General features: G+C 46.2%; 14 protein-coding genes. 11 read left to right on the top strand and 3 right to left on the bottom strand.

Annotated elements, in window-relative coordinates:
• Window positions 1-55 precede the first annotated feature (55 nt).
• Genes ICV39_RS04530 through ICV39_RS04515 form a run of 4 tightly spaced genes read left to right on the top strand, consistent with a single transcriptional unit; the run spans window position 56 to window position 7,669 of the window.
• Window positions 56-4,168, top strand: a complete 4,113-nt coding sequence (locus ICV39_RS04530) for a YhdP family protein (RefSeq protein ID WP_215390676.1) — start codon at window positions 56-58, stop codon at window positions 4,166-4,168.
• A gap of 14 nt (window positions 4,169-4,182) precedes the next feature.
• Window positions 4,183-5,007, top strand: coding sequence for a carbon-nitrogen hydrolase family protein (locus ICV39_RS04525; protein ID WP_215390675.1), 825 nt, complete (start codon window positions 4,183-4,185; stop codon window positions 5,005-5,007).
• A gap of 15 nt (window positions 5,008-5,022) precedes the next feature.
• Entirely contained in the window at window positions 5,023-6,513 is a 1,491-nt protein-coding gene (gene tldD, locus ICV39_RS04520) for a metalloprotease TldD (protein ID WP_251372734.1), read from the top strand.
• 31 nt (window positions 6,514-6,544) lie between these two features.
• Complete coding sequence (locus ICV39_RS04515) at window positions 6,545-7,669, top strand: 3-deoxy-7-phosphoheptulonate synthase (RefSeq protein ID WP_215390674.1); 1,125 nt, start codon at window positions 6,545-6,547, stop codon at window positions 7,667-7,669.
• A 37-nt stretch (window positions 7,670-7,706) separates the two neighbouring features.
• On the opposite strand, the gene ICV39_RS04510 is transcribed toward ICV39_RS04515, so the two are convergent.
• Window positions 7,707-8,276 carry a cob(I)yrinic acid a,c-diamide adenosyltransferase gene (locus tag ICV39_RS04510; protein ID WP_215390673.1) on the bottom strand — a complete coding sequence of 190 codons (570 nt, stop codon included), beginning with the start codon at window positions 8,274-8,276 and terminating at the stop codon, window positions 7,707-7,709.
• Window positions 8,277-8,303: 27 nt separating this feature from the next.
• Here ICV39_RS04510 and ICV39_RS04505 point away from each other — a divergent pair, with 27 nt between their 5' ends.
• Genes ICV39_RS04505 through proC form a run of 5 tightly spaced genes read left to right on the top strand, consistent with a single transcriptional unit; the run spans window position 8,304 to window position 13,859 of the window.
• Window positions 8,304-9,809 carry an FAD-linked oxidase C-terminal domain-containing protein gene (locus ICV39_RS04505; RefSeq protein ID WP_251372756.1) on the top strand — a complete coding sequence of 502 codons (1,506 nt, stop codon included), beginning with the start codon at window positions 8,304-8,306 and terminating at the stop codon, window positions 9,807-9,809.
• Window positions 9,809-10,960, top strand: coding sequence for a glycolate oxidase subunit GlcE (gene glcE / locus ICV39_RS04500; RefSeq protein WP_215390672.1), 1,152 nt, complete (start codon window positions 9,809-9,811; stop codon window positions 10,958-10,960). Before ICV39_RS04505 ends, glcE begins: the two co-directional genes overlap by 1 nt.
• 33 nt (window positions 10,961-10,993) lie before the next feature.
• Window positions 10,994-12,271: a glycolate oxidase subunit GlcF gene (glcF, locus tag ICV39_RS04495; protein ID WP_215390671.1), complete on the top strand. Its 1,278-nt coding sequence runs from the start codon at window positions 10,994-10,996 to the stop codon at window positions 12,269-12,271.
• Window positions 12,268-12,993: a YggS family pyridoxal phosphate-dependent enzyme gene (locus tag ICV39_RS04490; RefSeq protein ID WP_215390670.1), complete on the top strand. Its 726-nt coding sequence runs from the start codon at window positions 12,268-12,270 to the stop codon at window positions 12,991-12,993. The genes glcF and ICV39_RS04490 overlap by 4 nt, the downstream gene beginning before the upstream one ends.
• A complete protein-coding gene (gene proC / locus ICV39_RS04485) occupies window positions 12,990-13,859 on the top strand; it encodes a pyrroline-5-carboxylate reductase (RefSeq protein WP_215390669.1) in 870 nt (289 codons plus the stop codon). The genes ICV39_RS04490 and proC overlap by 4 nt, the downstream gene beginning before the upstream one ends.
• Here proC and ubiA read toward each other — a convergent pair.
• Window positions 13,856-14,719: a 4-hydroxybenzoate octaprenyltransferase gene (gene ubiA / locus ICV39_RS04480; protein WP_215390668.1), complete on the bottom strand. Its 864-nt coding sequence runs from the start codon at window positions 14,717-14,719 to the stop codon at window positions 13,856-13,858. The two genes, proC and ubiA, sit on opposite strands and share 4 nt — an antisense overlap.
• Window positions 14,720-14,727: 8 nt before the next feature.
• Complete coding sequence (recG, locus tag ICV39_RS04475) at window positions 14,728-16,797, bottom strand: ATP-dependent DNA helicase RecG (RefSeq protein ID WP_215390667.1); 2,070 nt, start codon at window positions 16,795-16,797, stop codon at window positions 14,728-14,730.
• A gap of 30 nt (window positions 16,798-16,827) precedes the next feature.
• Here recG and queA point away from each other — a divergent pair, with 30 nt between their 5' ends.
• Window positions 16,828-17,874: a tRNA preQ1(34) S-adenosylmethionine ribosyltransferase-isomerase QueA gene (queA, locus tag ICV39_RS04470; protein WP_215390666.1), complete on the top strand. Its 1,047-nt coding sequence runs from the start codon at window positions 16,828-16,830 to the stop codon at window positions 17,872-17,874.
• Window positions 17,871-19,028, top strand: a complete 1,158-nt coding sequence (gene tgt, locus ICV39_RS04465; protein WP_215390665.1) for a tRNA guanosine(34) transglycosylase Tgt — start codon at window positions 17,871-17,873, stop codon at window positions 19,026-19,028. Before queA ends, tgt begins: the two co-directional genes overlap by 4 nt.
• Window positions 19,029-19,087 lie beyond the last annotated feature (59 nt).

The raw sequence follows: 19,087 nt of genomic DNA, 5'->3' as shown, positions 1-19,087 counted from the left end.
CGAGAGCGCCACAGAAGCTTGGCGATGAAGCAAAGGCTGACGGATAATAGAGCCCATGCCGCAAAACTTTTTCCCACCCCGCTTAAAGGACCTATTAGAAAAAGGTCTTCAGAATTTGGGCAAGAATTGGCATAAACGCGCCTTGATTTTGGCCGCATCTCTGCTGGCGCTATTTGTACTCGGTCATCTAACAGTCAGATTCCTGGTTTGGCCACAAATTGAAAAGTCTAAGTCTTCAGTTGAAAAACTGATTGGCGCTAGAGTTGGGGTTAATGTATCCATCGACGATCTGCGCGTTTCATGGACGGGAATCAGACCCGTTTTTGAAATTGATGGTCTTCGTTTTACAGTTCCCGAACAAACAAAACCTTCTCTCTCCGTCGAAAAGATTTATGGGCAGTTGAGCTGGAAATCGTTTTACCACTTATTGCCCTATTTCCATGAAATTCATTTTGAAGGCGCTGAAATTTACTCCCAAAGAAATGCCAAGGGCGTCATCACGATTGCTGGCATTCCGATAGATAGCAGTCCAAACGACTACACAGCCCAGAACTGGTTATTCTCACAAGATCTAATTGAGGCAAAACAAGTCAAACTGAATTGGGACGATAAGCTCAATCAAAAAACATCAAGACTCGTTGAGGTTCAAGAACTTTCTTTGGCAAATGGTATCCGTCAACACGCTGGCTCCATCATCGCTACAACCCCGTGGAATCAGGGACCTGCGGAAGTCAAAGTGAATTTTGTACACCATCTAGGTGGAGAAAAGGGCAATTGGCACGACTGGATCGGAAATGTTTCCTGGAGTTTCAACAATCTCGATCTCAAAAAAATCGCTGAAGAATTCCAGCTTAATTTAAGCGCTCTAGAGGGCATATTAAGTTCAAAAGGAAGTTTGAAGATTGATAACGCACACCCAGATGGCGGCGAGTTCTTCGTTGCTGTTGACAATTTAGTGGTGCAATCTTCAAAAAGTGAGGATGCTATCGCGCTAGGCCGATTAGAAGCAAACCTTGCCCAGGAAACTACCGATGGCTTAATTGCGATCACCACCAAAACATTTGCTTGGCGCGAAATGGGCAGCTCAAAATCTGCCCCACTAGAAAATCTCAGCCCCATGACATTCCGCTGGAGACCACCTGGCGCTGACGGTGAAATCAAGGAATTTGGTTTTTCATCCCCTAAGATATCCGTCGAAGATGCCGCCTTGTTTGCGCTTAACCTACCACTTTCCAAAAAAGTACATCAGTGGATCAAAACCTCGCAAGCTGAGGGTGATCTTGAAGACGTTGATATTCAATGGGCGGAAAGTAAGTCGCCCCTGTCAGCCCTAAATATTCCAGGTGGCTGGTTTAAATCGAACAAACTAGACTTCAATATCAGCGCAAAACTGATCAATCTCAGTTTTGTAGGCATCAATAAATCAATACCTTCAGTATCAAATCTGTCTGGCTTCATTACCAGCAACCAAAAAGAGGGTAGCTTCTCTGTCGACTCTCGAAATCTTGGTTTGGAAGTGAATGACTTATTAAATGATCCCAAAATTGAACTGGACCGCGCCATTGGTCAAATTTCCTGGTCAAAGCAAAGAGGCAATTGGGTCATTAGCACTAAAAAGCTTGCACTAAGCAATCCAGAAATTAGCACCAACCTCAGCATTGACTACAAGATTGGCAACGGCAAAGAACCAGACTACATGATCTTGGATATGAGCTTTGATCAAGCCAATATCAAAACAGCGTATCGCTATCTACCTGTGGGCATGGGGAAAGATGTGAGAACCTATCTCAGCAAAGCTTTTGATGGCGGCCTCATTCGAAAAGGGCAATTACATATTAAAGGCGATCCTAATCAAGCACCATTCTCTGACAAACAGCTGGGTGAGCTGACTTTGAATCTTCCAATCACTGGCGCCTCCTTTAGCCCAGTGCCATTACTGCCAAGCAATCAAGGAACATGGTCAACATTCACAGGCGTTAATGGCAGCATCACAATGAACAATGCCTTCTTCGCCGTTGATATTACAAAAGCAAACTATAAACAAGTTGGCTTAGATACTTTCCATGCTGAGATTCCGAACGTCAGCGCAAACCAATTAACGCTAACCGTTAATGGAAATGTAAACGGGGATGCACCGCAACTGCTTGAATACTTTTACCAATCTCCTGCAGGCAAAAAACAAAGCGGTCTTGAACAAAACTTGCGCGTCACTGGGCCCGTCAATGCAAACATTGGTTTAAAAGTACCGCTATCAGGCTCTGCTGACACCAGTCTGGACCTGAAATTAAATCTGCCCGGCAATCGCGCCCAGTGGGCAGACATCCCCCCGTTTGAGAACCTAAAAGGCGGCATACGAATTACCGAAGCCCATCCAGAATTTGAGCATGTCACAGCAAGCTTTTTAGGGGGAGCCATCAATATCTCCAGCACAGAAGAAAGCAAAGATAAGCAACATTTCAAAATTACTGGTGATGTTCAATCTAAATTTATTCAAGACTATTTTGCAAACTCCTCCTCATCAGAAACAAAAGCATTTCTGAACAGCATGAGTGGGTCCATTAAATATGATGGGATCATTGGCTTTAATAAAACAGGCAGCGACTCGAACTTGCAATTTGATCTTCGCAACTGGTCAATGAATGCGCCTGCGCCCATGAAGAAAGCAAGCGGCTCAGCAATGTCAGGTCAGGTCAACATCAAAACTTTGAACGACGTCAATAATTCAAATCGCATCAGCTGGTCCGGGAAGATTGGAGATCTTTATAACCTTGATGGAGCCATTGGCCGAGACTCTCAATTACGTTTTGGATTTGGAATTGGCGCTCCGGTAAATTCTTTACAGCCAGGTTTTCATCTCAATATTGCAAGCAATGAACTGAATCTGGATGAATGGCAGCGATTCTTACAGTCAAATAAAACACATCCCACACAAGAAGGCAAAGCAAGTTCCAGCACCAACGCAATAAATACCCAAATCACAGCGCAAGTGAAGAAACTCATGCTGTTTGATCGCCCTTGGCAAGATGTCAGCTTATCAGCTAGCAATAAAAAGAATCTATGGGACTTGCGCATCAGCTCACCTCAAGTAGCTGGACAGATTCAATATCAAGATGCACAGAAATCAAATACAAATGGCCTCATTAGTGGTCGCTTTACCAAATTAAAAATAGCGGATCTACCTACGCCTGCTGAGGCGACCACAAAACAAGCCTCGGCTCCCAAGAAAACATTAAGGCCTGAATCCATCCCGAGCCTAGACATCGTGATTGAGGATTTTTCCTGGGCTAAAACTCAACTTGGTCAATTAAAAGTCAAATCAACCACCGTAGATAACGTCTTAAAAATTGATTCTATTCAAACGAACAACCCCCAAGGCAACTCCACAATCAGTGGCCAATGGACTGGGGCAACAAAAAACACTCCGGACCATAGCAACCTCAATATAGATATGGCCATTAAAGATGCTGGTCAAATTATTGCCCACTGGACACCCCAAAAGTCAGTTGAAGGCGGGCAAGGAAAAGTTAGTGCTAATGTTCAATGGGACGGCACTCCATTTGATCCTAAATATGAAACGCTAGTAGGCAAAGCTAGCTTAAATCTTGAAAAAGGTCGTCTATTGGAAGTGAACTCGAGTGGGGCTAAATTATTAGACGTGCTCAGTCTACAAAGCCTATTTCGATTTGCGACATTTGACCTCAAAGGCAGCCTTGGTAACATTGTTACTAAAGGCACACCCTTCAACACCATTAGCGGCAACTTTGATATCAATAATGGTATTGCCCAAACTCAACAATTTAATATGAATTTAGACCAAGCAAATATGGTGATGAGTGGTCAAATCAATATTCCAAATCAAACTCAAGATCTTCGCATCACCATCTTCCCGACAATTGATGCGACAGCTGGGTCACTAGCAGCATTTGCGATTAATCCAATTGTTGGATTGGGTGCACTGGTTGGCCAATATCTTCTAACAAGTCAAATTAATCGTGGTCTGCAATCTGATTATTTAATTCAGGGATCATGGGATGATCCGGAAGTGATTCCGCTGGACCAAAAAGGTCAGCCAATTGACTCCAATACTTTAAATACGATTCGAAGTAAAAATTTACTCATCGAACAAAATAAACCCAGCGCAAATGGCGCTCCAAGTCCCACAAAATAAATTTCTCAACCCCAATGAGTGCAACAGCCAAGCTAAATATCGCATCTGTACAGATGGTTTCCACACCTGATCTTGAACAGAATTTAAGCACTGCTACCAGGCTAATAAAAGAAGCTTCTCATGAAGGTGCTCAGCTGGTAGTGTTGCCTGAATATTTCTGCATGATGGGCTTAAAAGATACTGACAAGGTTCGTATTCGCGAACCTATCAATAGCGGCCCTATTCAAGATAAGCTTGCTCGCATTGCTCAAGAGAATCAAATTCATCTTGTTGCCGGCACTATTCCACTAGAAGCTAAGGATTCAAACAAAGTTTTAAATACAACCCTTACTTTTGATCCGAATGGTAAACAAATCAGTCGCTATGACAAGATTCATTTGTTTGGTTTTCAAACCCCAAAAGAGCGTTATCAAGAATCCGAAACAATTGAAGCGGGTAATGCTCCAGGACTCTTAAAAATTCATGTGAATGCTCAAGAATGGACTTTTGGGCTCAGCATTTGCTATGACATCCGCTTTCCAGAACTATATCGAGCTATCGGGACAGTAGATTGCCATATCATTCCTGCCGCATTTACCTACACCACAGGCAAAGCTCACTGGGACATCCTATTAAGAGCCCGAGCAATTGAAAACCAAGCCTATGTCATTGCTTCGGCTCAAGGTGGTATTCACCTCAATCAGCGCAGAACCTGGGGGCATAGCATGTTGATTGATCCGTGGGGCACGGTTTTAGCTGATCTTCCAGAGGGCGAGGGATTTATCACTGGAGTATTAAGCAAAGAAAAACTAAACGAGGTACGCTCTCAGTTACCGGCGCTTGCGCATCGCAAGCTTTAACTGAAAATACAAAACATGAACGCGCCTCAAGCATTATTTCCCGCCAATTGGACCAAAGCCAAAAAACAAGCGGATCTTGTCAAACTCGCAAAATCCATCCTGCTTGAACCAACAGGATTGACTGAACAAGACTTGCATCGCACGTTTGGCAATATGTTTACCCATCGCTTGGATGATGCAGACCTCTATTTTCAACACACACGTAGCGAGAGCTGGAGTCTTGAAGAAGGTATTGTTAAATCAGGCAGCTTCAATATTGATCAAGGCGTTGGAGTTCGATCGATTTATGGCGATAAAACCGCCTTTGCCTATTCCGATGAAATTAATCTAGAGGCACTGAATAAGGCCGCAAAGGCAACACGGGTTATTGGGCCTAGTGGCGGTAAACAAGCTATCGCTAGCAAAGTCTTCAATCCGCTATCCAATAAGTTATATGCCGATTTAAATCCACTGGATTCATTAAAGCCTCAAGAAAAAATTGCATTGTTGGAAAGCATCGAGCGTCGCGCTAAGGCGCGTGATCCACGCATCATTCAAGTAATGGCTAGTCTTGCAGGTGAATTTGATGTGGTGCTCGTAGCCAGAGCTGATGGTCTGCTAGCAGCTGATATTCGTCCACTTGTGCGTGTTTCAGTTCATGTCATTGCCGAACAAAATGGTCGCCGTGAATCTGGATCATCTGGTGGTGGTGCACGTCACGACTATCTTTACTTCGATGCAAATCTCATCAATCGCTATGTTGATGAAGCAGTGGATGGGGCATTAGTTAATCTGGAATCGCGCCCTGCACCTGCTGGACCTATGACGGTTGTAATGGGACCTGGTTGGCCTGGCGTACTACTACATGAAGCCGTTGGACATGGACTTGAGGGTGATTTCAATCGCAAAGGCTCATCTGCTTTTGCAGGACGCATCGGCCAACGAGTGGCAGCCAAAGGTGTGACAGTTGTTGATGATGGCACCTTATCTGGTAGAAGAGGGTCACTCAATATTGATGACGAAGGCACGCCTACACAATGCACCACCTTAATTGAAGATGGCATCTTAAAGGGATATATTCAAGATAGTCTGAATGCACGCCTCATGAACATGCCACTCACCGGCAATGGTCGTCGCGAAAGTTTTGCATCACTTCCAATGCCCCGCATGACAAATACCTATATGCTGGCCGGAAAAGATGATCCCGAAGAAATTGTGGCGAGTATCAAGCGCGGACTATATGCAGTCAATTTTGGCGGGGGCCAGGTCGACATTACTAGTGGCAAATTTGTTTTCTCAGCATCAGAAGCCTACTGGGTAGAGAATGGGAAAATTCAATATCCCGTCAAAGGCGCCACCATCATTGGTAGCGGCCCAGAGTCCTTAAAGCAGGTATCGATGATCGGGAACGACCTCAAACTTGACGGCGGAGTTGGGGTATGCGGCAAGGAGGGGCAAAGCGTTCCCGTTGGGGTTGGACAGCCAACTTTGCGGATTGATAGCCTTACCGTGGGCGGAACTGCCTGATTTTGTTCTAAATACGGCTTAAAATAGTCGTATGAGCCAACAAAATACGAACCCTAGTAATTGGTACTCTGCCGTAGATAAAACGTCAGATACCGACGATCAACGCATTGCCACAATCTCTGTTCTGCCACCGCCAGAGCATTTGATTCGCTTTTTCCCAATTTCGGGAACACCAACAGAAGCGTTAATCAGCAAAACGCGTAAAAAAATTCGTGACATTATTCACGGCAAGGATGATCGCCTGTTAGTGATTATTGGTCCCTGCTCCATCCATGATCCTCGAGCAGCATTGGAATATTGCCACAGCCTTTTAGCGGAACGTACTCGCTTCTCGGGCGAGCTCGAAATTGTGATGCGGGTGTACTTTGAAAAGCCTCGAACTACTGTTGGCTGGAAAGGTTTAATCAACGACCCATATCTTGATGAGTCTTATCGCATCGAAGAAGGCCTACGTCTAGCGCGTCAAGTGCTCATGGAAATTAACCGCGTAGGCATGCCAGCAGGTAGCGAATTCTTAGATGTGATTTCTCCACAGTACATTGCTGATCTCATCTCTTGGGGCGCAATCGGAGCACGCACAACAGAAAGCCAAGTTCATCGCGAACTTGCTTCTGGACTATCTGCACCAATCGGGTTTAAGAATGGCACGGATGGCAATATCAAAATTGCTACCGATGCTATCCAAGCAGCTGGTCGTCCACATCACTTCCTATCAGTTCACAAAAACGGTCAGGTGTCTGTTGTAGAAACCAAGGGCAATAAGGATTGCCACGTAATTTTGCGTGGCGGCAAAGAACCTAACTACGAAGCTAAATTTGTCCAAGCGGCTTGCGCTGAACTCGAGGCTGCCAAGCTTCCAGCTAGCTTGATGGTTGACTTATCTCATGCCAATTCCAGCAAGAAGCATGAACGTCAAATCGTTGTAGCTGATGACATTGCAAAGCAAATTGAATCGGGTTCACATCAGATATTTGGTGTCATGGTTGAGAGCCATCTCAATGATGGGGCGCAAAAGTTCACACCAGGAAAAGATGACCCAAGCAAGCTGGAATATGGCAGAAGTATTACTGATGCTTGCATTAATTGGGATGATTCAGTACAAGTGCTAGAACGACTTGCAGCCGCTGTTAAAAAGCGTAGAGCTAAGAAAAAATGAAAGCTTGAAGTGCTTTTAAAGATGAAAAGAGGCTAATTTATTTAGTCTCTTTTTTTTCGTGCTTCCACAAAACATCGGATCCACCAGCCGCACGATTGAGAACTCGTGCCAAAACAAACAAGAGATCTGACAAGCGATTCACATACTGTCGTGGAGCATCGTACAAAGGCTCTTCCCAGCCTAAACGTACGATTGAGCGCTCTGCTCTTCTGCATACTGTTCTGCAAACATGAGCCTGCGCAGCGGCACGTGTACCGCCAGGTAAAATAAATTCTGTTAGAGGCGGCAATTGCTTGTTGTATTTTTCCAGCCACAGATCTAATTGAGCCACATGGTCTGGATTGAGTAATTTGTAATTCGGAATGCAAAGCTCGCCGCCCAAATCAAACAAATCATGCTGAATCTGCAAAAACAGGGTTTTTAACTCCTCCGCAATACTTGGAGGAATATCTTCGGTCGTCAAAACACCGATTTCGGAGTTGAGCTCGTCAACGTCACCCATCGCGCAGATGCGTAAATGATCCTTTTCAACGCGACTACCATCCCCGAGGCCGGTCATGCCTGCATCACCAGTTCTAGTAGCGATTTTTGATAGTCGATTTCCCATAAGCTTAATTATAGGTAAATGGCTAAAATGAATGTCATGAATATGGTGACCCCGCCCCCCGATTTAGCCGCAATTAGCGCCCTTCAATCTAAGCTGGTTTCCGCTTTGCGCCCTGTTCTTCCAGAACATGCCCTACTTTGGGAGCCCGAGGACACAATTCCCTATGAATGTGATGGTTTAGCTGCCTATCGCCGTATGCCATTAGCGGTTGCCCTTCCCGAAACAGAAGAGCAAGTAGCTCAGATTTTGAAGATCTGCTTTGCCATGGAGATTCCAGTTGTGCCGCGTGGATCTGGCACAGGGCTCTCTGGTGGCGCTATGCCACTCTCCCAAGGCTTAGTTCTATCGCTAGCTAAGCTGAAGAAAATTTTAAGCATTGATCCATTCACTCGCACTGCGGTTGCTCAACCAGGCGTCCGCAATCTTGCTATCTCTGAAGCAGTAAGTCATCATGGTTTGTATTACGCGCCGGATCCTTCATCACAGATTGCCTGCTCCATCGGCGGCAATGTGAATGAAAACTCTGGTGGTGTTCACTGCCTTAAGTATGGTCTCACATTGCATAACGTCTTGCGCGTTCGTGGCGTTCTTATGAATGGCGAGATTGTGGAGTTCGGAAGTCTAGCACCAGATTCTCCAGGTCTTGATTTGCTTGCCATCATGATGGGTAGTGAAGGCATGCTAGCAGTAGTTACTGAAGTAACCGTAAAGCTCGTTGCCAAACCTAAGTTAGCGAGAGTGATCATGGCGAGCTTTGATGACATTGAAAAAGGTGGCAATGCGGTTGCAGCCATCATCGCTGCAGGCATCATTCCTGCAGGCCTAGAGATGATGGATAAAGCTACAACTCGCGCTGTAGAAGAATTTGTACATGCAGGCTATGACTTGGATGCGGAAGCGATTTTGCTGTGCGAGTCCGACGGCACACCCGAAGAAGTCGCCGAAGAAATTGAACGTATGACACAAGTTTTAGAAAAATCTGGTGCAAGCGGAATTCAGATTTCCAAAGATGAAGCTGAGCGCCTCAAGTTTTGGAGTGGTCGTAAAAATGCATTCCCAGCTGCAGGTCGTTTAGCTCCTGATTACTACTGTATGGATGGAACTATTCCCCGTCGTCACATTGCCACTCTACTCAAACGCATTCAGGGCATGGAAACAAAATATGGTCTTGGTTGCTTAAACGTATTTCATGCAGGTGATGGCAATATGCATCCGCTTATTTTGTTTAATGGTGCCGATCAAGATGAATGGCATCGTGCTGAAGAGTTCGGCACAGAAATTCTTGAAGCCTGTGTTGAGCTTGGTGGAACCATCACCGGTGAACATGGTGTTGGAATTGAAAAAATTAATTCTATGTGCGTCCAATTTGGTGAAGGGGAACGTGAATCCTTCTGGGGTGTAAAGGCTGCTTTTGATCCTGAGAAATTACTGAACCCTGATAAAGCCATTCCAACTCTCAACCGCTGCGCTGAGTATGGACGCATGCGCATCAGCAACGGCAAATTGCCTCATCCAGAATTGGAGCGCTTCTAATGACCAACTCCAATGCACATCAGGTAGCGATTGAGGTATTTCGTGAACAGATTCTGAATGCAGCCAAAAGTAAAACACCTCTCTCAATTGAGGGTGGCGGAACAAAATCTTGGTATGGCAATCCAAATCAGTACACAAAATTAAACACGCGTAACTATTCTGGAATTTTGGAATACCAGCCAGAAGAATTAGTGATTACTGCCTGTGCGGGAACCCCATTAAAGGAAATTGAAGCAGCCCTAAAAGAAAAAAACCAAGTGCTTGCTTTTGAACCACCTCATTTTGGGGAGCAGGCAACATTTGGTGGTGCAATCGCCGCAGGACTTGCCGGTCCAGGGCGCATCAGCGTGGGTAATTTTCGTGACTTTGTTTTAGGTGCACGCATTCTCGATGGCAAAGGACAAGATCTATCCTTTGGTGGAAAGGTAATGAAAAACGTTGCAGGCTATGATATTTCTCGACTTCTGCCTGGTTCTATGGGAACGCTGTCTTTGCTACTAGAGGCATCAGTCAAAGTGTTGCCAAAGCCCGCAGCAACTGCAACACTTCGCTGCCGCATTTCTCAAGGAAAAGCGCTTAAAGCACTAAATGAATGGGCAGGCCAACCTTTGCCGCTATCAGCAAGCTGTTGGATAGGAAGCCCTAGCGGTGATGGAGAGCTAACCATTCGCTTAGCTGGTGCAGCGGCGGCAGTTAAGTCGGCCACCCCCCTCATGTGCGCTCAGGTTAATGCGCAAATCGTTTTACCAGATGAAGCCGAAGATTTTTGGATTCAGTTACGCGAACAAAACCTCTCAACTTTCACTAGCCTCGGTGCTGATCAAACCCTATATCGCTTAGCTCTCCCAGCCGCGTGCGGCCCCTTAAACATTCCTGGAGCAGAAAATGATGTTGTTCTGGAATGGCATGGACAACAACGCTGGATCAAAGCCCCTGGCGATCAAGCGACATTCGATGCCATCAAAAAATTAGCGAGTAGTCATGGCGGACATGCAACTCGCTTCAAGCAAGGGGGCAATGTCAATCCTGCATTTGAGCGCTTTACCTTACTGAGCGAACAGGCCCATTCCAAAGCGCTTGAAGCAGTTCAAGCGCGCCTAAGATCTGCATTCGATCCTGCCGGCGTATTCGCGAGTAATCGTCTTCCTTAAGCGCCCCCATAAGCACACCACTTTCGTTTTCATATGCAAACTCAACTAGCCCCCCAATTTGCCAATACACCCGAAGGCATTGAAGCCGCACGTATTCTAGGCAAATGTGTTCATTGCGGTTTTTGTACCGCTACCTGCCCAACTTATCAGTTGCTTGGTGATGAATTAGATGGTCCTCGTGGTCGGATCTACCTAATTAAACAGATTGCGGAAGGACAGGCTCCTACTGAAAAAACTCGATTGCACTTAGACCGTTGCTTAACTTGTCGCAATTGCGAAAGCACTTGTCCAAGCGGAGTTCAATACGGCAATCTAGTAGATATTGGACGCAAGTGGGCTGAAGAAAATACGCCTGCACGCCCAATTAGCGAACGACTTACTCGCTGGGCTCTCAAAGAAGGTCTTACAAAGCCCGCTTTATTTAATTCAGCAATGACTTTGGGTCGCCTGGTTCGACCATTAATGCCAAGCGGCATTAAACGCAAGATTCCACTAGTAAAAAATAAGGCCTTAGATCCGCAGATCAATCCTTACGCCAGACCTAATACACAGCATGCTCGGAAGATGCTCATTCTTGAAGGTTGCGTTCAGCCTGGCATGCTTCCGAATATTAATTCGGCTACCGCAAGAGTATTGGATGCGCTCAAAATCCAACTTGTCAGCGCCCCGAGCGCTACCTGTTGTGGCGCACTTCGCTACCACCTTAATGATCAAGCAGGTGGTCTAGATAACGTCAAACAAAATATTGATGCCTGGTGGCCGGTGGTAGAAAGTGGTGTTGAGGCTATCATCATGACAGCCTCTGGTTGCGGCGTCATGGTGAAAGACTATGGACATTTATTAGCCAATGACCCTGCTTATGCCGCTAAGGCTAAGAAAATTTCGGATCTCACAAAAGATATCTCCGAAGTCATGGCAAGCTTGCAAAATGAACTTATTGCATTAATCGGCGCCGATCAAAAACCGGGAGTGGTGTACCACCCACCTTGCACCTTACAGCATGGCCAACAAATTCGAGGCAAGGTTGAAGGCTTGCTTGGTAGTTTAGGTATTAGCGTTCGCCTTTGCAATGACAGTCATCTTTGCTGTGGCTCTGCCGGCACTTATTCAGTGACCCAACCAGAGCTATCCGAACAATTACGCCAAAATAAATTAAAGAATTTGACGGTTGCCTGCGAAGAGTCCGGTGCAGATGTGATTGTTTCTGGGAATATTGGCTGCATCACCCATCTACAACAAGATGAAAAGCCTGTTTTGCATTGGATCGAGATCGTAGATCAAATCATTAGCCAGCAAGCACGGAGCAAATGAACTCAATTGTTGTCAATCTGATTCAGGTTAAGGAGCGCATTGAGCTAGCGGCCCTATCGGCAAAGCGCGAACCAGAAGAGATTGAGCTTTTGGCAGTCAGCAAGACATTTCCCGCTAGTGCGATTGAGGAAGCGATGCACGCTGGTCAATCGGCTTTCGGTGAAAACTATGTACAAGAGGCCATTGAAAAAATTACTCAGCTTGAAAAGCTACGCCCCTGGTTAGTGTGGCACTTCATCGGCCCACTGCAAAGTAACAAAACCCGTGATGTTGCCGAGCATTTCGACTGGGTTCATAGTGTTGACCGACTGAAGATTGCAGAGCGCCTCTCGAGCCAACGTGGCGAGTTTCCAAGCTTGCCAGAATTACAAGTCTGTATACAGGTCAATGTTAGCGAAGAAGAAAGTAAAAGTGGTGTTTCGCTCTCAGATGCTTTAGAGCTCTGTGATGCTGTGAGCAAACTTCCGAATATCGTTCTGCGAGGTCTAATGGCGATTCCAGAACCAACCTCAGATCCACTAAAGCAGCGCCAAGCGTTTGCGGCAGTACGTGACTGTTTCAAGCAAATTCAATCGAGCCGATTAGTCGATCCAGGCTATCAATTCTTCGATACCCTGTCGATGGGCATGTCGGACGACCTAGAGGCTGCCATTGCAGAAGGAAGTACGATGGTTCGGGTAGGAACTGCGATTTTTGGGAAGCGCGATAAGATTACAAGATGAGTCAACAAAATACCAATCAAAACAACAGCAACGCACACATCACCTTTATTGGTGGTGGAAATATGGGTCGCGCTTTAATTAGCGGCTTATTGGCGAATGGATTTGAACCCAATCAAATTTCTGTAGTGGAAGCAAATGCAACCACTGCTCTGAAACTGTATGAAGATTTTGGAGTTCAAGGCATTGGCGCTCTTGAACAAATAGCCTTCGACTTCACCAAGAACAATGTAGTGGTCATGGCAATCAAACCACAGGACTTTAATGTTGTTGCCAAAGCTCTGGCCTCCAAGCTCAAACATGCTAGCGCGCCAGGCCCATTAATCTTAAGTATCGCTGCCGGCATTCGACTCAAGGATATGAGTCGCTGGCTCGATCACACACGTTGCGTACGAGCGATGCCAAATACGCCTGCCTTGATCGGCAAAGGTATTACTGGGTTATTCGCTGATGCAGCCGTCAATGCATCCGATCGCGCACTCGCGCAAACCATTTGTACCGCAGTAGGTCAAACGGTTTGGCTCTCCGATGAAAAACTGATGGATGCGGTTACTGCAGTCTCTGGTAGTGGTCCTGCTTATGTTTTTGCTTTCTTGGAAGCAATGCAATCTGCTGGCGAAAAATTGGGGTTGGATGCTAAAACTGCTCGTCAGCTGGCCTATGCCACGCTTGAAGGTGCCACTCAACTAGCCCATAACTCTGATGAACATGCCGGCATTTTGCGTGAACGCGTTACCTCTAAAGGCGGTACCACTGCAGCAGCCTTGGATGTCATGAAACAACATGGCTGGCATGAGATCTTAGAGAAAGCAATCGATGCCGCTAGCCAACGCGGTAAAACGATGGGCGATGAGCTAGGGCAACACTAATTGATACTCAATCCAAGCACAATTCCTAAGAATAAAAATCCGCCCAACCAATTGTTATGACGAAATGCGAGGAAACACTCCTCGCGCTTTCGAGTTGAAACCAGCTGCATGTGATAAATGGCGCAAGCCAGAGCCATAAACCAACCCACTAAAAAGTAATTACTCAAATCCGCTAATTGCGCTACCCACAATTGAGTAATGAACAAGATGCCGTAACAAACACCGATTGCAGCAACATCGTGTTTTCCAAAAGTAATCGCTGAAGTGCGCAAGCCTAAACGAAGATCATCCTCTCGATCCACCATGGCATAGGCGGTGTCATAGGCAATCGCCCAGAAAATATTTCCCACAAACAAAACCCATGCTTCTAGAGGAATAAAGTCCAAGATAGCCGCATAAGCCATAGGGATGCCAAATCCAAAAGCAATGCCAAGAATTGCTTGGGGCATTGCAAAAAAGCGTTTCGTAAATGGGTAAATAAAAGCTACTAGCAACGCAAGTACAGATAGTTGCTTAGTAAAGGCATTTAATGGCTGAATTAATAGAAAGGCAATCAAAGCCAAAGCAAGAGCAACAGCTACAGCTTCTTTGCTAGAAATCTTGCCACTAGTTACGGGGCGCTCTTTGGTTCTTTGTACGTGACGATCAAAATCGCGATCAGCAAAATCATTCATAGCGCAGCCCGCACTACGCATCAAAAAAGTACCGACTACAAAAATAAACAGGATGCTCAGGTCAGGTATTCCTGAGCTAGCCAGCCATAGAGCCCATAGAGTTGGCCACAATAGCAAAAGAGTGCCAATCGGCTTATCCAAGCGGATTAGATATGCATAAGCTTTCAGTCGGTCACAAAAAGGCATATCTAGAATTATGCCTTTAGAAATTCTGCGCGAGAACCAAGCCAGCGCTCCAAGTGTCGTTCTACGATATCGCCATGGTCTGCTAGCAAACGCTCTGCTGCTTTTTGCGCTAACTCAATTAACCAAGCATCTCGCTGCAGGTCGACAAAGCGCAACATGGCATCTCCTGATTGTTTAGCCCCCAAGAGCTCTCCGGGGCCGCGCAAAGATAAGTCACGCTCCGCAATCACAAATCCATCGGATGTTTCGCGCAAGGTCTGCAAACGCTCCTTAGCAGCCATTGATAAAGGTTCTGCGTACATCAAAATACATACCGAATCGGCTGACCCACGACCCACGCGACCTCTTAACTGATGAATTTGTGCATAACCAAAACGCTCAGCATGCTCAATCACCATTAATGCCGCATTAGGCACATCAACACCCACTTCGATCACGGTGGTTGCGACTAATAACTGAATTTCATTAGCCTTAAATGCCGCCATCACGGCAGCCTTCTCATCAGCCTTCAGGCGCCCATGAACTAGACCCACTTTAAATTCTGACAAGGCCTTTGTTAGCTCTTCAAAACTCTCAACCGCAGTTTGTAACTGCAGCGCTTCAGACTCCTCAATCAGAGGACATACCCAATAAGCTTGTAAGCCCTTTGAAAGCCAGCTTTGCAAACCATGGACTACCTCTTCCCTTCGGCTTGCTTTAACCACCTTAGTAGCAATTGGCTTGCGCCCTGGTGGTAACTCATCAATTACTGACACATCTAAATCAGCGTAATATGTCATTGCCAATGTTCTAGGAATTGGCGTGGCAGACATCATGAGTTGGTGACAGTAAAATAATTCTGAGCCAACTCTCTGCTGAATCTCTAGGCGTTGACGAACACCAAATCGATGTTGCTCATCAATTACAGCTAAACCCAGTTTGGCAAAGCGCACATTCTCTTGAATCAAGGCGTGAGTACCGACGACAAGCTGCGCAATACCACTCTCAATTAACTCTTGCGCCAATTTCTTTTCTTTAGCTTTTAAGCTTCCCGATAGCCATGCAATTTGGACTCCAAGAGGCTCAAACCATTCCTTCATTTTGAGGTAATGTTGCTCAGCCAATATCTCAGTTGGCGCCATGATTGCTGCCTGATAACCATGATCCATTACCCGCGCAGCCGCTAAAGCTGCAATCACGGTCTTACCGCTTCCTACATCCCCTTGCAGCAATCGGTTCATTGGGTATGAATGCAATAAGTCCTCTCCAATTTCATCCCAAACGCGAGACTGCGCACTAGTTAATTCGAACGGCAAGGCTTTTAACAAGCCCTCTTCAAGGCTGGTTGTTGGCGCTTCATTTATATTGAAGCTGGGCGCATGCCTCTCTCGACGAATCGCATGCGCGCGCTTTAATGAGATCTGTTGCGCTAGCAATTCCTCAAACTGAACACGACGCCATGCAGGATGCGTACGCTCCAACAATGCTTGCGTATCCGCATCTGCTGGTGGTTGATGTAGAAATGTAATGGCAGATTGCAAACTGGGCCAGTCATTGTTTGGCAATAACTGATTAATCAACTTGCCTGGCAAAAACTCTGCCAAACTATCCTTCAAAACTGGATCTCGCAATGCTTGGGTCACAGCCTTGCGAATTGCCGGCTGAGAAACGCCTGCGCTTGCTGGATAGACTGGAGTCAAGCTAGTTGGCAACGGTGCATCAGGCATAACAGCGCGCACCGTCGGATGAACCATTTCTGCACCCTGAAATCCTTCACGCACCTCACCGCGCACCCGAATGTGAGCACCAACAGCCATTTGCTTCTGCTGACTTGGATAGAAATTCAGAAAACGTAAATGCAGGGTTTCTGTTTTATCCTCAATCGTGACAACCATCTGCCTTCTCGGCCTAAACAAAACCTGATTGCGAATCACCACACCCTGAGTCTGAACTGACCCAAATCGCCCCTGAATCAGGGCCTCATCAATCGAAACCAACTCCGTCTCATCCTCATAGCGAGAAGGAAGATGCAAAGCAAGGGCCATTGGGCTATCTAAACCCATTTTTTGGAGTGTGTTTGGCGCTTGCTTGGTAGTCATCGTTAAAATCCAATACCTGATGGTAATGCTATGCAACTCTCCGACTTTAATTACGAACTCCCGCCCGAACTAATCGCTCAGCATCCCTTGGCGAATAGAACCGATAGCCGCCTCCTAGAGCTTAAGCCAAATGGAGATGCGGGTGTTCAATTGCTAGACCGACAGTTTAAGGACATCCTAGACCTTATCAATCCAGGGGACTTGCTAGTCTTTAATGACACCAAAGTCATCCCGGCCAGACTGCATGGCAAAAAGGAGACTGGCGGGAACATTGAACTGCTCATCGAGCGAATTAGTGGTGACCAACAGGCCTGGGTCCAAATCAGAGCATCAAGAGTACCCAAGACTGGTGATATCGTTCGTATTCACAATGCCGCAGGCGAATCCTTCCCAGCAGAAATGATTGGCCATGATGGGCGCTTCTACGAAGTACGCTTCCCAGAAAATATTTTCTCCTTGCTTGAGCGCTTTGGTGAATTACCTTTACCGCCCTACATTGAGCATCAGCCCGATAGCAACGATGCACAACGCTATCAAACCGTTGTCGCCAAAAATCCAGGCGCAGTAGCAGCGCCAACAGCCGGCCTTCATTTTGATGAAGCAATATTGAAACGACTTAGTGACTTAGGCGTTAATCAAGCCACCGTTACTCTGCATGTTGGCGCCGGCACTTTTACACCCGTTCGCGAGGAAGATTTATCGAAACACCAAATGCATTATGAGTGGTTCTCCATCCCAGACGCAACGCTGGAGGCAATTCAGACAACGCACCAAGCAGGAAAGCGGGTCATTGCCGTTGGTACAACCAGCTTGCGCGCCCTAGAGAGCCAGGCTATTAGCCAGAAAAGTAGCGGTGAGACCAATCTTTTCATTACCCCTGGATTTGAATTTAAAACCGTAGATTGTTTGTTAACAAACTTTCATCTGCCAAAATCTACCCTATTAATGTTGGTGAGCGCTTTTGCAGGCATGGATAATATTCGCGCTGCTTACCAGCATGCCATTCATCAAAAATATCGTTTCTTTAGTTATGGAGATGCGATGTTTTTAAGTCGACTCGGAAATTCATCATCATGACCAAACCCGTTCATTTTTCTATTTTGGCAAAAGACTCTGGGAGTCCAGCACGGCTTGGTCAACTTGATCTTCCACATGGCAGTGTGCAAACACCTATCTTTATGCCGGTGGGAACCTACGGCACGGTGAAGGCTATGACGCCGCGCGACCTTAATGAGGCTAAGGCACAAATCATCTTAGGCAACACTTTTCACCTTTGGCTCAGACCAGGCTTAGATGTCATTAAAAAACATGGTGGCCTACATCGTTTTATGGGCTGGGATAAGCCCATTCTCACGGACTCTGGTGGCTTCCAAGTTTTTAGTTTGGGCGCACTGCGAAAAATTTCAGAGGAAGGTGTTACTTTTGCCTCACCCATTAATGGTGACAAACTCTTTATGTCACCTGAAGTTTCAATGGAAATCCAGGCGGTGCTTAATAGCGACATTGCAATGCAATTCGACGAGTGCACTCCTTACGAAACCAAGGGCCAAGCCACTAGTGAAAAGACTGCGCGTGCGTCACTTGAAATGTCTCTTCGCTGGGGTGATCGCTCATTAAAACGCTTTCGTGAACTCAATACTGGCAACGGACTCTTTGGCATTGTCCAGGGAGGCATGTTTGAAAATCTTCGCGAGTTTTCACTTGACGCAGTCAGTCAACAAGGCTTTGATGGAATCGCGATTGGCGGTCTTTCCGTTGGCGAACCAAAGCCAGAGTTTGAGCGCATTCTGAATTTCACCGCACCAAAATTGCCCGAGCACATGCCACACTACCTCATGGGTGTAGGCACCCCTGAAGACCTCATCTTGGGTGTAAGCCTAGGGATCGATATGTTCGACTGCGTCATGCCTACTCGAAATGCACGCAATGGTTGGCTCTTTACTCGCTTTGGTGATTTGAAACTGCGTAATTCTGGCTACAAAGATGATGATCGACCACTGGACCCAACTTGCGCTTGTTACACCTGCCAAAATTTCACCAGGTCTTACCTAAATCACCTCCAAAAAGCCAATGAAATTCTTGGCTCTCAACTAAATACCATCCATAACCTCTCTTACTACTTACAGCTAATGACTGAAGTTAGGGAGGCCTTGAGTAAGGATCGTTTTAGCGCCTATCGCGAGGAATTCCACGCCAATCGCCAGCGGGGCGTAGAACCAGGGCAAGATTAACCCCCTCTAGGGACAATAAACCCCCTTAAATCACCTCCAAAGCCCCATACAGTTTAGAA

Source organism: Polynucleobacter sp. MWH-UH25E (genome assembly GCF_018687095.1).
Lineage (GTDB): Bacteria > Pseudomonadota > Gammaproteobacteria > Burkholderiales > Burkholderiaceae > Polynucleobacter.
The sequence above is the reverse complement of the archived record's forward strand: the minus strand, read 5'-3'. Positions and strand labels throughout refer to the sequence as shown.

What these genes read in the sequence shown, in the direction of transcription:
- ICV39_RS04530 (WP_215390676.1), top strand. Translation starts at nt 56, where the DNA reads ATGCCGCAAAACTTTTTCCCACCCCGCTTAAAGGACCTATTAGAAAAA.
- ICV39_RS04525 (WP_215390675.1), top strand. Translation starts at nt 4,183, where the DNA reads ATGAGTGCAACAGCCAAGCTAAATATCGCATCTGTACAGATGGTTTCC.
- tldD (WP_251372734.1), top strand. Translation starts at nt 5,023, where the DNA reads ATGAACGCGCCTCAAGCATTATTTCCCGCCAATTGGACCAAAGCCAAA.
- ICV39_RS04515 (WP_215390674.1), top strand. Translation starts at nt 6,545, where the DNA reads ATGAGCCAACAAAATACGAACCCTAGTAATTGGTACTCTGCCGTAGAT.
- ICV39_RS04510 (WP_215390673.1), bottom strand. Translation starts at nt 8,276, where the DNA reads ATGGGAAATCGACTATCAAAAATCGCTACTAGAACTGGTGATGCAGGC.
- ICV39_RS04505 (WP_251372756.1), top strand. Translation starts at nt 8,304, where the DNA reads ATGAATGTCATGAATATGGTGACCCCGCCCCCCGATTTAGCCGCAATT.
- glcE (WP_215390672.1), top strand. Translation starts at nt 9,809, where the DNA reads ATGACCAACTCCAATGCACATCAGGTAGCGATTGAGGTATTTCGTGAA.
- glcF (WP_215390671.1), top strand. Translation starts at nt 10,994, where the DNA reads ATGCAAACTCAACTAGCCCCCCAATTTGCCAATACACCCGAAGGCATT.
- ICV39_RS04490 (WP_215390670.1), top strand. Translation starts at nt 12,268, where the DNA reads ATGAACTCAATTGTTGTCAATCTGATTCAGGTTAAGGAGCGCATTGAG.
- proC (WP_215390669.1), top strand. Translation starts at nt 12,990, where the DNA reads ATGAGTCAACAAAATACCAATCAAAACAACAGCAACGCACACATCACC.
- ubiA (WP_215390668.1), bottom strand. Translation starts at nt 14,719, where the DNA reads ATGCCTTTTTGTGACCGACTGAAAGCTTATGCATATCTAATCCGCTTG.
- recG (WP_215390667.1), bottom strand. Translation starts at nt 16,797, where the DNA reads ATGACTACCAAGCAAGCGCCAAACACACTCCAAAAAATGGGTTTAGAT.
- queA (WP_215390666.1), top strand. Translation starts at nt 16,828, where the DNA reads ATGCAACTCTCCGACTTTAATTACGAACTCCCGCCCGAACTAATCGCT.
- tgt (WP_215390665.1), top strand. Translation starts at nt 17,871, where the DNA reads ATGACCAAACCCGTTCATTTTTCTATTTTGGCAAAAGACTCTGGGAGT.